The organism is Anaerotignum faecicola (assembly GCA_024460105.1).
Classification (GTDB): domain Bacteria; phylum Bacillota; class Clostridia; order Lachnospirales; family Anaerotignaceae; genus JANFXS01.
This window is the reverse complement of sequence record JANFXS010000003.1, coordinates 223,655-236,466: the sequence shown is the minus strand read 5'-3', so window position 1 is coordinate 236,466 and position 12,812 is coordinate 223,655. Positions and strand designations below refer to the sequence as shown.

Sequence of the window (12,812 nt, the reverse complement as noted above, 5' to 3'; positions counted from 1 at the left end):
ATATTTCCTCCGTATTAATTATGTATTCTTTTTAAATAATATATTATATGCTTATACAAAAGGCAGAACGATAAAGTTATGGCATATGTAAATATAAATCTTATTATAAAGTCAATAAGTATACCATGGGTTCCGTATATTTCAAAGCACCTGTTTATTATGTAGATAACTAAACAGTGGCTTAAGAAAATACTGTAACTTACGCTGCTTACAGATGAAATTGCTTTGTTTGGCCTTATTTTTGTACTTAAAAGCATTATAAAGAGTATTGCTGAAATGCAATAAAAAACATGCATGTTTTCCAGAAAAGCCACGCTGTATGAAAGTGCGAATGATTTATAGCTGAAATATAGATCCGCCGCGGACAAAGATATAAATAAGACCGATATGATTACAGCTTTATTTTTTATCATCTCTATAAATCTATCATAGTTAAGGCCGGCTATGGCGCCCATTGACCAGTAAACGAGATATTTTGTAAAAACCCTGTCGTTGTAATTAAATATGTATCCGTTTGTTATATATTCTATAATGGCCGGTAGATACATGCCTAATATGATTGTTACTGCAAGCGATAATATAAATGTAATCGAAGGCCGTATATTCCTGTAAAGTTTCTGCCATAAAGGGGCGAGCGCGTAAAATTGTATTATTACAATTATAAAATAAAAAGGGCTTACAAGCGTTCCGCGGAACATATGCGTTAGGAGATGTTTAACATCAAACGGGTAATACTGCGCAATGAAGCAGAAATATAAGTAATAGACAACAACCCATATTATATACGGAACAACTATTTTTTTAAATCTTGAAATATAATATTTTTTATAACTGATATTTTTATTGTCTTTCAAAAACATTTTAAGCCCTGACAGAAATATAAATCCCTGTACAACAAAAGCTGAAAGCCGCCATGGAATAAATATAATTAAATAAGACAAACCGTCTTTAGGAAGGGTTGTAATCGGTATGGAAGATACATGTATGAATATTACCATTAAGCATAACAAGGCGTTTGCCGTTATGATTTCTTTTTTTGCCGTATCCATAAATATAACACCTCATTTGAAGTTAATTATACCATAGATATATAATTTTAGAAAATATTTTTTTAATTTAAATGCAAATTGCTTTTTTTAGTGGTATAATTAGCTGTTAGGAAATTATGTAAAATGTTAGGGGTATATGTTAATGGCAGAGAATTCCGGTAGGACAAGAAAAACAACTTCAACGCGAAAAAAAACGGCGGGCGGAAAGAAAGCGGCCACTGCAAAAAAAAATACATCAAAAAGAAGTGTTAAGCAGCAGAAAAAGAGATTTGGAGATACAATTTATGATGAAATAATACTTCTTATAATTATGATTGTTTCATTTCTCGTATTTTTAAGTCTGTGTACAAGCAAATTCGGAGTTATCGGAGGAGCCGTAGGCGGCCTTTTCAAAGGCTTGTTGGGTACGGGCGCATTTCTTCTTCCCATAGCTTCAATTGGCTTTTGTATTTGGATTATACTAAAAAGGGAACATGATTTTGCATGGGTGAAAATCATCGGGCTTGCTATGTTTATTCTGGGCATTGCGGCTATGTTCCAAATGATATTTGACAGCGAAAACCTTAATTTGTCAAATTACGGTTTCATGGAAACGGTTTCCTTATTTTATAAAGAAGGTTCCGGCCTTAACGGCGGCCTTTTCGGCGGCCTTATTGCTTTGGGGCTTAAAAGCTCAATAGGATGGGGAAGTTATATTGTATTAACGGCGATTATAATAATAGGACTTATGCTGAGCACCGGAAAGTCGTTGTTTACGGGGATTGAAAGTATTGCGGACGCAGTCAGCGGGCATATGAAAGTCAGAGAAGCCAAAATTAAAGCCAAAGCGGAAAATATCCGTGAAAGAGAAGAAAAAAGGCGTTCTAAATATGCCGACTATGAAGATTATGATGATTACGAGGACTATGACGTATATGGCGACTACAGATCGGCGCATGAAAAGAACACTAAAAACAGAAACTTTAATTTCCCCATTGACGAGGCGGATTCAGGGCAGATTAAAGAAATTGAATATGAAGATAAACAAAAAGAAAAGGAGATTGCCAAAGCCGATTATGTTGAGGACAAGCCTGCTTATAAGCCAATCAGCCTTGGTATAAAAGAAAAAACGCAAAAACTTATTGAAGTACTCGGTTTTGCGGAAGATGTAGATGAGGAGCCTGTCGCGGTTCTTAAAATGTATGATGAAAACAGCGCCGAGCCTGTTGCCGAAGAAGATGATTTTGAAGAACCTATAATTAATATAGCGGGCCAAAATATTGATAATATAATAAATGAAGAACCGGAGGAGGAGATTGAGGAATCCCGCACGGCAGATGAAGAGGATTTAACGGAAGTTGATAATCAAGAAGAATTTGCGGAAACTTCCGAGGAATTTTCATATCCTGAAAATGAGAAGGAGCAGTCAGGAGAAGAAAACAGCGGTTCTGCGGAAGAAACGCCGGAAATGAATGAAATAATTACAGGCGAAAATGAAAAAAGAGAAGTTAAAGAAAACGAAAATATTAAAAATAACGATGATTTTGAAGATATGCTTGACGAAGATGAAGAAATCGAAGAAGAATATGAATTTCCGCCTATAGACCTTTTGGGCAGGAAACCTCCGCAGTCCGGCGGCGATACGAAAACCGATATGATAGCGAACGCTAAAAAGCTTGAAGAAACCCTCGGAAGTTTCGGCGTTGAAGCTAAAGTTATACAAATAAATAAAGGGCCTACTGTAACAAGATATGAACTTACTCCTAAACAAGGAGTTAAAGTAAGCAAAATTGTAAACCTAGCAGATGACATTGCGCTTAACCTTGCGGCGACAGGCATCAGGATTGAAGCGCCTATTCCGGGAAAAGCCGCCGTTGGAATTGAAGTGCCGAACAGGGAACCTCAGTCCGTTTATCTGAGAAGCGTGATTGAGAGCGAAGAATTTAAGAATTTCCCATCAAAACTTGCTTTTGCGCTTGGAGAAGACATTGCGGGAAGCGCGATTGTTACGGATATTGCAAAAATGCCCCACCTTCTGATTGCGGGGGCAACCGGAAGCGGCAAAAGCGTATGCATAAATACTTTGATTACAAGTCTTCTTTATAAATCAACTCCTCAAGAGGTAAAACTTCTGCTTATTGATCCGAAGGTTGTTGAATTAAGCGTATATAACGGAATACCTCATTTGCTTATACCTGTTGTTACGGATCCTAAAAAAGCGGCGGGAGCTTTAAATTGGGCCGTAAGGGAAATGCTTAACCGCTATCAATGTTTTGCCGAACATAATGTGCGTGACATTAAAGGTTATAACCGTATGAAAAACGATAAGGACGAAACGGATCTTATGCCGCAGATTGTAATAGTTATAGATGAACTTGCAGATCTTATGATGGCTGCTCCGGGCGACGTTGAGGACGCCATATGCCGACTTGCTCAGATGGCAAGGGCGGCTGGCATGCATCTTATAATTGCAACGCAAAGACCGTCGGTTGACGTTATAACTGGGGTTATAAAGGCAAACATACCGTCAAGACTTGCGTTTGCCGTTTCAAGCGGTATAGATTCAAGAACGATACTTGACAGCGTAGGCGCCGAAAAGCTGCTCGGAAAAGGGGACATGCTTTTTTATCCCGTTGGAATGAGCAAGCCGGTTAGGATACAGGGGGCGTTTGTAACTGATAAGGAAGTTGAGAATATCGTTGAGTTTGTAAAAAAAGGAAAGAACACAAAATATGACCAATCAATGATAGACACTATTACGGCCGCCGGACAGTCAGGAGAAAAAGGGGAGCCGTCCGACGAACATTATGACGAGGCATGCGATCTTGTAGTGGAAAAGCAGAAAGCGTCCGTATCGATGCTTCAGCGCCAGTTTAGGATAGGCTATAACAGGGCGGCAAGACTTATGGACGAACTTGAAGAACGCGGTATTGTCGGCCCGGAAGAAGGAAGCAAGCCGCGTAAAGTTCTTATAACAAAAATTCAGCTTAATGAAATGAGATATCCAACCAACGAAGAAGAATAAGGAGAATTTGCAGATGAAAATTAAAATAGCTTTTGTTTCGCTCGGATGTGATAAAAACCTTGTAGACAGCGAAGTTATGCTCGGAATATGTGCAGAAGAGGGATTTACTGTTGTAAGCGACGAAGGCGCGGCCGATATAATTGTTATAAATACATGCTGTTTCATACAGGACGCTCTTGAAGAAAGCATTGAAACTATAATTGAAATGGGCGAGTATAAAAGGGGGGGGTCGTGCCGGGGAATTATAGTTGCAGGATGCCTGGGGCAAAGGTATCAAAGCGAAATATTTAAAGAACTGCCCGAAGTTGACGCAATTATAGGCACAACGGCATATGAAAAAATAATCGACGTGGCAAAAAGGGTATATAACGGAGAAAAAGTTACGGAGCTTACGGATATTAATCTGCCTATGGAAAATGAAAATAATTCTCTTTTAAGGCTAGTATCGACGGCAGGACACTATGCATACCTTAAAATAGCGGAAGGATGCGACAACCGATGCACATACTGTGTTATACCTTCGCTTAGGGGAAAATACAGGAGCCGTTCTTTGGAAAGCCTTGTAAAAGAAGCCGAAATGCTTGCCGAAAAAGGCATTAAAGAACTTATACTTGTTGCGCAGGATACGGCGCTTTACGGAAAAGATATATATGGGGAAAAGTGTCTTCATACTTTGCTTGAAAAGCTTTGCAAAGTTGAAGGCATAGAATGGATCAGGATATTGTATTGCTATCCAGAACATATTACCGATGAAACTATAGAGATTATGGCAAGGGAAAAGAAGATATGCCATTACCTTGATATGCCGATACAGTCAGGCTGTGATACCGTACTTAAAAGGATGGGACGCCGAAATACGGCCGGCATAATTTCCGAAAAGGTGTCCAAACTGAGACAGGCTATGCCTGATATAACTCTTAGGACTACTGTTATTACCGGATTTCCGGATGAAAGCGAACAGGAATTTGACGAAACGGTTAATTTTATAAAGGAGCTTCGCTTTGACCGCCTCGGAGTATTTACATATTCTCAAGAGGAAGGAACGCCGGCGGCGAAACTTAAAGGCCAGATTGACGAAGAAGTTAAGCTTGAACGCAAAGAAACAATATTGGATATTCAAAAAAGCATATCGGCGCAAAAATGTGAAAAACTTGTAGGCGAAAGAATCAGGGTTATAATTGAAGGCAAATTGCCGCATGAAAACGTATACTGCGGCAGAAGCTACAAGGATGCGCCGGATATTGACGGGCTTGTATTTGTAAAAAGCGACGAAGAGCTTTTAACAGGCGACTTTACGGACGTTTTAATAAATAAAGCGGGCGATTATGACGTATATGGGGAGGCGGTTATTTAATGGATATGAATTTGCCAAATAAACTGACACTGGCGAGAGTTATAATGATTCCCGTTTTCCTCGTCGTGCTTTTAAGCGGGATTGCCGCTGAACCGTTGAACAGGTATATTGCGGTTGTTATATTTATCATAGCGTCGTTTACTGACTACCTTGACGGACATTTAGCAAGAAAATACAATCTTGTTACAAATTTCGGAAAATTTATGGATCCGCTTGCCGATAAGCTTCTTGTTGCCGCGGCGCTTATTTCTATGGTTGAACTTGAGGATATTGCGGCGTGGATAGTTATTGTTATAATCAGCCGTGAATTTATAATAACGGGCTTCAGGCTTATAGCTGTGGAAACGGGAGTCGTTATTGCGGCAAGCATGTGGGGAAAAGCTAAAACCGTAAGCCAAATGATTATGATAATAATTGTTTTAAGCGGGGCGTTTCAAGGCAATATAATTGAACAAATACTTATATACGTTTCTGCTGTTTTAACTATAATATCAGGAGTTGACTATATAGTTAAAAATATTAACGTTTTAAAAGGGTAAGGTGACATTAAATGAAAGCAGAAATTTTAGCTGTCGGAACTGAACTTTTGCTTGGAGATATAGTTAATACGAACGCTCAGTATATATCAAAAAAGCTTGCGGCTTTGGGAATAGACGTACATTTTCAAACAGTGGTAGGAGACAATGAGGAAAGGCTTTCCCAAGCAGTTAAAAATGCATTTGGCAGAGCGGATCTTATTATTACCTCCGGAGGGCTGGGGCCTACGGAGGACGATATAACAAAAGAAACATGTACAAAATATTTCGGCAAAAAATTTGTATATGACGAAAAAGCCCTTGAAATGCTGAAAGGCTTTTTTGCAAAGCTTAACAGGAAAATGACAGATAATAATCTCAAACAGGTTCGAGTTCCTGAAGGTTCTATTGTTATGTACAATAAAAACGGAACTGCGCCGGGAATTATTGTGGAGGACGGAAATAAAATACTTATAATGCTGCCGGGGCCTCCGAGGGAACTTATACCGATGTTTGAAGAATATGCAGAGCCGTTCCTTGCCGCTAAACAGGAGTATACATTTGTTTCAAGGGTGTTGAGAGTTTCTAAAATAGGCGAAAGCGAACTGGAAAACAGGCTTATAGATCTTATTGACAATCAAACAAATCCTACCATTGCAACATATGTGAAAAAGTTTGAGGCTGTTGTCCGTCTTACTGCCAAAGCAAAAAGCAAGGATGAGGCGAATGATATTATTAAGCCTGTGGCAGATGAAATTTACAGAAGGCTAGGTTCGGATTTATACGCCGAGGGAGATACGACAATAAGCGAAGTTACATGCGGCATGCTCATGGAAAGAGGGCTTACCGCGGCTGTAAGCGAAAGCTGTACGGGGGGGCTCCTTGCTTCAAGATTTACGGACATTCCGGGCATATCAAAGATATTTGTCGAGGGCGACGTTACATACAGTAACGATGCAAAAATGAGAAGGCTTGGCGTAAAAAGAGAAACGCTTGAAAAATACGGAGCCGTAAGCCATGAAGTTGCGGAAGAAATGGCTTATGGCATTGCAAAAGCGGCAAAAACCGATATAGGCCTTTCAACTACGGGTATTGCTGGACCTGGAGGAGGAACGCCCGAAAAACCTGTTGGAATGGTATTTATAGGCATGTACTACAAAGGAAAAGTCAAAACCAAAGAACTGCATATGGTCGGCAACCGTGAGAGGATACGGGAAAAAACGGTTGATTCTGTTTTTGACTGGCTAAGGCGTACAATTTTGGCGGAGGAAGAGGTTTAATGAGCAAAAGGAAGGGAACGGCTCTGCTTTTTTTGGCGGCGGCAATGGGCGGCTTTGGCTTTGTGGCAATGAAAAATGTGTTAGATGCAGGGTATACCCCTATACAGTGTGTTGCGATCAGATATATAATAGCTGTTATTTTTATGTGTTTGTTTTATATAAAAGAATTAAAGAGGATTACTGAAAAAGAGCTTAAAGGCGGCGCCGTTATGGGGATTTTATTGTTTATGCTTTTCTTTATGCTTATGGAGGGCCTTAAACGTACTACGCCGTCTGTAAACGCTTTCCTTTCATGTACAACTGCTGTGATAGTTCCTTTTATTGTATGGGCAGTATTTAAGAAGCGGCCTGATATATACGCCGTTTTGGGAGCTTTATTAGCGGTAATTGGCGTTGCAATGTTGTCTCTTAACGAGAAAATGGAAATAAGTCTTGGAGCGGTAATTTCATTTGGAGCGGCGGTAATGTTTGCATTTCAAATAGTTATTATGGACAGATATGTTTCGCAGTGCAGTCCTGTAAGTCTCACTATTGTTGAAAGCGTTGTGGTTATGATTTTAGCGGTGGCAGTATCTTTATTTGAACATGCCGCGCTTCCTTTTCCGAAAGCGTTTGATATAATAATGATGTTGGTTTCGGGTATATTCTGTACATTTTTATATTTCCTTTTTCAAAGTATTGGTCAGAAAGTTACAACTCCGACAAGCACGTCTATTATAATAACGTCGGAATCGGTTTTTGCCGCTGTTTCTTCAGCTGTTTTTTACGGCGAACAAATCAGCTTTAGGATGTTGGTCGGCTGTTCCCTTATATTTGCCGCTGTTATTACAGCGGAAATAAAACCGAAATTTTATTTAAACTTTGCCGGCAAATTATTGACTGGAAAAGCTAAATGATATAAAATACAGAACATAAGTTTGCTTTTTGATTACCGGAGGTATATATGGCTGAGAAGAAAAATTTAAAAAAAGATTTAGATAAACAATTTGAAAGCAAGGAAAAAGCCCTTGAGGCAGCTTTGGGGTATATAGAAAAAAAATTCGGAGACGGAGCTGTAATGAAGCTTGGCGATAACGACCATAAGATGAATGTGGAAGTTACGCCGACAGGTTCATTGAGCCTTGATATTGCTCTTGGGGCCGGAGGGGTGCCGAAAGGTCGTATAGTTGAGATTTACGGCCCGGAGTCGTCGGGAAAGACAACGGTAGCTTTACATATGGTTGCCGAAGTTCAGAAAAAAGGAGGAATCGCCGGTTTTGTGGATGCGGAGCATGCGCTCGATCCTTTGTATGCAAAAGCTCTTGGCGTAGATATAAACAATCTTTATATATCACAGCCAAGCGACGGTGAGGAAGCTCTTGAAATTACTGAAACTATGGTTAGAAGCGGAGCCATTGACATTATAATTGTCGATTCTGTCGCCGCCCTTGTTCCGCGTGCCGAAATTGAGGGCGAAATGGGAGACAGCCATGTGGGGCTTCAAGCAAGGCTCATGAGTCAGGCACTGAGGAAATTGACCGGTATAATCGGCAAGACTAATTGTACGGTTATATTTATTAACCAGCTGAGGGAAAAAATAGGAATAGCTTATGGAAATCCCGAAACCACAACCGGCGGACGGGCGCTGAAATTTTATGCTTCCGTCAGGATCGAAATCAGGAAACAGGAAGCTATTAAACAGGGGGATGAAATTGTCGGAAGCAGAACTAAAGCAAAAATATCAAAAAATAAGATTGCCCCTCCGTTTAAAGTGGCTGAATTCGATATAATGTATGGCAAGGGAATTTCAAAAGAGGGAGATATACTTGACCTTGCCACTGATCTCGGTATAGTTAAAAAAAGCGGATCGTGGTTTTCATATGGTGAAACGAGAATAGGCCAGGGACGTGAAAATGCAAAGCAGTTTATAATTGAAAACCCTGATATTGCTAAGGAAATTGATGCAAAAGTGAGGGCATATTACGGCTTTGATTCGGATGGAAATAAAGTAGAAATTACGGGAGAAATTTCGCAAGAAGAAATTGCCGCAAACAAAAAGAAATCAAAAGGCAAAAAGGATGCTGACGATGAATTTGAGGCTGATTTTTTGAATGAACTTGAAGAAGATAAAGACGACGCGTCAAATGAACTTTTTATGGAGTAGAAAGGCCAACGTCTGCAAACTGCCCGGTTATTTATGGCTTGGGCAGTTTTTATAATTTAAGGGGTATAAATATGATAGTAACATCTATTAAACAGCAAAAAAAAGATAAAGAAAGATATAATATTTTTATAGACGGAGAATTTGCTTTTGGGCTTATAATGGAGGATATACTTTATTTTAAGATTAAAGAGGGCTATGAAATATCAGAGGAGAAGTACAATTATATTAAAGATACAGTTTTATATATTAAAGCTCAGGATACAGCTCTCAAGTTTCTCGGATATAAAATGCGTACGGAAAAAGAAGTTTTAAGAAAACTTAACGACAGCGGTTATGACAGCGATGTTACAGACAGAGTTATTGAATTTCTTGAAAAATATAATTATTTAAACGATTTGGAATATTCTAAGGCTTATATACGGCAGTGTTCAAAATTGAATCCTAAAGGAAGATATGCCGTACGATGTAAATTAAGGGAATTAGGCGTTAAGGACGGAATAATAGATAAAGCTTTTATTGACGAAGAACTCAATGAAACAAAGGGCGCGCAGCAGCTTTTAGAAAAGAAGCTGAAGGGGAACAGGAAAATTTCTTTTAAAGAAAAACGCAGGCTCCAAGAATTTCTACTGAGAAGAGGCTATTCTTATGATATAATAAAAGAAGCGTTTTTGGATTTAGAAATTAAAATTGATAATTCGGATATATAACCAGAAAATGTACCGGGAGGTAAAAATGGCTCATTACATAGGGGAAATCGTTAAACTGCGCAGCGACTTTTTTAATGCCTATAACGACGGCGAATATACTGAAGCGCTGCGCCTAGGAAATCAAATTATAAAATTGTATAAGGACAATAAAGACACAAAAAGCCTTGAATATGCTAATGATATAAATAATATGGCTATTGTTTATGATGATGTAATGGCTCATTCTAAAGCGGTAAGCTGTTATAAAAACGCCGCTGAAATAAGAAGCAGGCTTCTTGGTGAAAATGATTTGACATATGCCGATACAATAGGGAACATGGCCGTGTCAATAAGTCTTGAGGGAAATTACAACGAAGCGTTGGCGTTGCATAAAAAATCGCTGAAAATAAGGGAAAACAACCTTCCTGAAACTCACAATGACTGTATAATAGGCAGGTATAACCTTGCAAATGCTTATGAGGATCTGAAAAATTATGAAAAAGCATTGGAAAATTTTGAAGCAGCCATGAAACTTGCTGAAAAAAGGACAGATTTTTCAAAAAGCGATTATGCCGATATACTTTGCGGCTGTGCAAGAGTATACGCCGTTAAGGGAATGTTTAAGAAATCTATTTCAAATTACAGCAAAGCTATTGAAATTATAAAAATGGAAGGCGGCAAGGAAAACTTTTATTATTTGTCAACCCTTCTTGAAGCGGCAGCGGTTTGTGAGAAATCAAAGCTTTACGATCAAGCTGTCGTTTACTATAAAAGGGCTATTGAGGCAAGAAAAACACTTCTTGAAAAAACACATTTAGATTATATAACAAACCTGAATTCGCTTGCAAATGCTTTTATAAAAAAGAAAGATTACGGCAGGGCCCTCGCAACGCATAAAGAGGCTCTTGCAGTATTAAAAAATCTTGTAGGCGAGGAACATCAATTTTATGCCGACTGCCTTAACAATATAGGGCTTGATTATTTAAAAATGGGAAAATGCGACGATGCAGCCGAGTATATATTAAAATCCCTTGACTATAAGAAAAAAAATGTGGGCGAAGGAACATTAAGCTACACAATCGGTATTGAAAGCCTTGGCCATGTTTACAGCGAAAAGGGAGATTTTGAAATGGCTTTTGAAAAGTATAATGAAGCCAGAATATTGAGGAAACAGCTTTCGGGTGAAAACGATTCTTTATATATAGACGCATTAACCGCGTTGGGGCGTTTATGTTTAAAAGAGAAAAACTACAATAGGGCTGAGGAGTATTTTAAAGAAGCTTTGAGGATTAGGAAAAATATAAAGGCTGACAACGATATGCCGTACATTGTAAATTTACAGTTTATGGCTGAAACGAACTTTAATAAATGTAATTTTAAGGCGGCCGTTGAATATATGGAAGAAGCTCTTTCCATCAGGAAACATATTTATGGAAGAAACCACCCTAGGTTTGCCAGGGGCCTTTATTATTTAGCTATGGCTGAAATGAAATGCGGTAAGTTTGAAACGGCTGTAAGCGATTTTGAATATGCAATGGAAATACAAAAAATTGCCATGGGCGATGATAACCCGGATTTTAAAGATACTGTAAACGAATTAAGAAATTCCAGAATAGAACTTTGCAAATATTATAGTGAGCTGGGACAATACGAAAAAGCCCTTGAACATTTTTTAAAAGCGGTTGAGCTTTCTGGGTGCAAAAACAATGAGGAAAGGCTTGACATAATCTTAAAATATGCTTTTCTTTATGCCAAAACCGGTGAAGAGAAACGCGCATTTGAAATACTCGAAAGCGCTAAAAATATAATATTGTGTAAATATGGAGAATGCAGCCTTCAGTATGCCGATGCATTGAAGGCGGAAGGCAAACTTCTGGTTGAAACAGGCAATTTGCCGGAAGGTGAAAAATTGCTTGTAAAGGCTCTTGAAACAGAATTTATAATTGTCGGGGACAAAGGAAGATCCATAGGAGAGATATCTGTTTTTATGGGAAACGCCCTTCTAAAAGATAAGAAAATTGATAAAGCTTACGGTTATTTTTTAAAGGCCAGTTCAAACGATGATGATTCCGTAAGTTATCTTGGCGGCGTTGGGCTTGGAATGTGTGAATTTGAACGGAAAGATTATAATGAGGCTTATAAACATTTTGAAAATGTAAAGAATTTTATGGAAAAATATATTGGAACGGAGAGCCTTATTTTTTCCGACGTAACAAAAAAAATGGCCGTTATTGACGAAAAAAATAAGGACTATGAGAAAGCGGTTTCAAATATGAATTTAAGCGTTTCAATAAGAAGGCTTATCGGTGATGACAGCCGGGAATATTTAAACGACCTTTTGAAGCTGGCAGTCTTGTATAAAAGGACAGGAAAGAAAACAGAAGCTCTCGAATGTATGCATGAAGTATCTGTGATAATTGTAAATAAAGATGGTGAAACCGCTGATTTTGCAGATATTGTATTTAAAATGGCAAAGTTGAATGCAGAGTTAAAAAAGTATGCCGTATCGGAAACATTATTGAATAAATGCGGGCAGATATACAAAGATGAATTTGGAAACAAATCGGATGAATATGCTTCGGTAATTTATGAAAAAGCTAAATTATTTTTAAAATCCAAAGAACTTGAAAAGGCTGATATTCAGTTTGAAGAATTAAAAGCTTTGGTTGAAAGCAATCCTTCCAGTAAGTTTTGCGACAGCAAATATTTTAAAGGCCGGGAAAAATAAAATCGGTAATTTAAAAGAGGCTGCTTAATGTAAATATGCATTATGCGGCCTTT

The 12,812-nt window shown here is 38.5% G+C and carries 9 protein-coding genes; 8 read left to right on the top strand and 1 reads right to left on the bottom strand.

The annotated features are described in order from the left end of the window. Window positions 1–14: 14 nt before the first annotated feature. Complete coding sequence (locus tag NE664_06035; GenBank protein MCQ4726222.1) at window positions 15–1,049, bottom strand: acyltransferase; 1,035 nt, start codon at window positions 1,047–1,049, stop codon at window positions 15–17. A gap of 142 nt (window positions 1,050–1,191) precedes the next feature. Here NE664_06035 and NE664_06030 point away from each other — a divergent pair, with 142 nt between their 5' ends. From NE664_06030 to NE664_05995, 8 genes are all read left to right on the top strand, one after another. Then, on the top strand, window positions 1,192–4,053 hold the full coding sequence (locus NE664_06030; GenBank protein MCQ4726221.1) for an FtsK/SpoIIIE domain-containing protein: 2,862 nt from the start codon (window positions 1,192–1,194) through the stop codon (window positions 4,051–4,053). A gap of 19 nt (window positions 4,054–4,072) precedes the next feature. Beyond that, complete coding sequence (gene rimO, locus NE664_06025; GenBank protein MCQ4726220.1) at window positions 4,073–5,407, top strand: 30S ribosomal protein S12 methylthiotransferase RimO; 1,335 nt, start codon at window positions 4,073–4,075, stop codon at window positions 5,405–5,407. A gap of 5 nt (window positions 5,408–5,412) precedes the next feature. Next, on the top strand, window positions 5,413–5,946 hold the full coding sequence (gene pgsA, locus NE664_06020) for a CDP-diacylglycerol--glycerol-3-phosphate 3-phosphatidyltransferase (protein ID MCQ4726219.1): 534 nt from the start codon (window positions 5,413–5,415) through the stop codon (window positions 5,944–5,946). Window positions 5,947–5,957: 11 nt separating this feature from the next. After that, window positions 5,958–7,202 carry a competence/damage-inducible protein A gene (locus NE664_06015; protein ID MCQ4726218.1) on the top strand — a complete coding sequence of 415 codons (1,245 nt, stop codon included), beginning with the start codon at window positions 5,958–5,960 and terminating at the stop codon, window positions 7,200–7,202. Beyond that, window positions 7,202–8,098 carry a DMT family transporter gene (locus tag NE664_06010; GenBank protein MCQ4726217.1) on the top strand — a complete coding sequence of 299 codons (897 nt, stop codon included), beginning with the start codon at window positions 7,202–7,204 and terminating at the stop codon, window positions 8,096–8,098. Before NE664_06015 ends, NE664_06010 begins: the two co-directional genes overlap by 1 nt. A 47-nt stretch (window positions 8,099–8,145) precedes the next feature. Beyond that, on the top strand, window positions 8,146–9,345 hold the full coding sequence (gene recA, locus NE664_06005) for a recombinase RecA (protein MCQ4726216.1): 1,200 nt from the start codon (window positions 8,146–8,148) through the stop codon (window positions 9,343–9,345). 71 nt (window positions 9,346–9,416) lie between these two features. Then, the gene (locus tag NE664_06000; protein MCQ4726215.1) at window positions 9,417–10,052 is read left to right on the top strand and encodes a RecX family transcriptional regulator; all 636 of its coding nucleotides are present in this window, start codon (window positions 9,417–9,419) and stop codon (window positions 10,050–10,052) included. 25 nt (window positions 10,053–10,077) lie between these two features. Beyond that, complete coding sequence (locus tag NE664_05995; GenBank protein ID MCQ4726214.1) at window positions 10,078–12,759, top strand: tetratricopeptide repeat protein; 2,682 nt, start codon at window positions 10,078–10,080, stop codon at window positions 12,757–12,759. Window positions 12,760–12,812: the final 53 nt, after the last annotated feature.

Excerpts from the sequence above, each read along its gene's own strand:
- NE664_06035 (MCQ4726222.1), bottom strand. The coding sequence starts at position 1,049 with ATGGATACGGCAAAAAAAGAAATCATAACGGCAAACGCCTTGTTATGC.
- NE664_06030 (MCQ4726221.1), top strand. The coding sequence starts at position 1,192 with ATGGCAGAGAATTCCGGTAGGACAAGAAAAACAACTTCAACGCGAAAA.
- pgsA (MCQ4726219.1), top strand. The coding sequence starts at position 5,413 with ATGAATTTGCCAAATAAACTGACACTGGCGAGAGTTATAATGATTCCC.
- NE664_06015 (MCQ4726218.1), top strand. The coding sequence starts at position 5,958 with ATGAAAGCAGAAATTTTAGCTGTCGGAACTGAACTTTTGCTTGGAGAT.
- NE664_06010 (MCQ4726217.1), top strand. The coding sequence starts at position 7,202 with ATGAGCAAAAGGAAGGGAACGGCTCTGCTTTTTTTGGCGGCGGCAATG.
- recA (MCQ4726216.1), top strand. The coding sequence starts at position 8,146 with ATGGCTGAGAAGAAAAATTTAAAAAAAGATTTAGATAAACAATTTGAA.
- NE664_06000 (MCQ4726215.1), top strand. The coding sequence starts at position 9,417 with ATGATAGTAACATCTATTAAACAGCAAAAAAAAGATAAAGAAAGATAT.
- NE664_05995 (MCQ4726214.1), top strand. The coding sequence starts at position 10,078 with ATGGCTCATTACATAGGGGAAATCGTTAAACTGCGCAGCGACTTTTTT.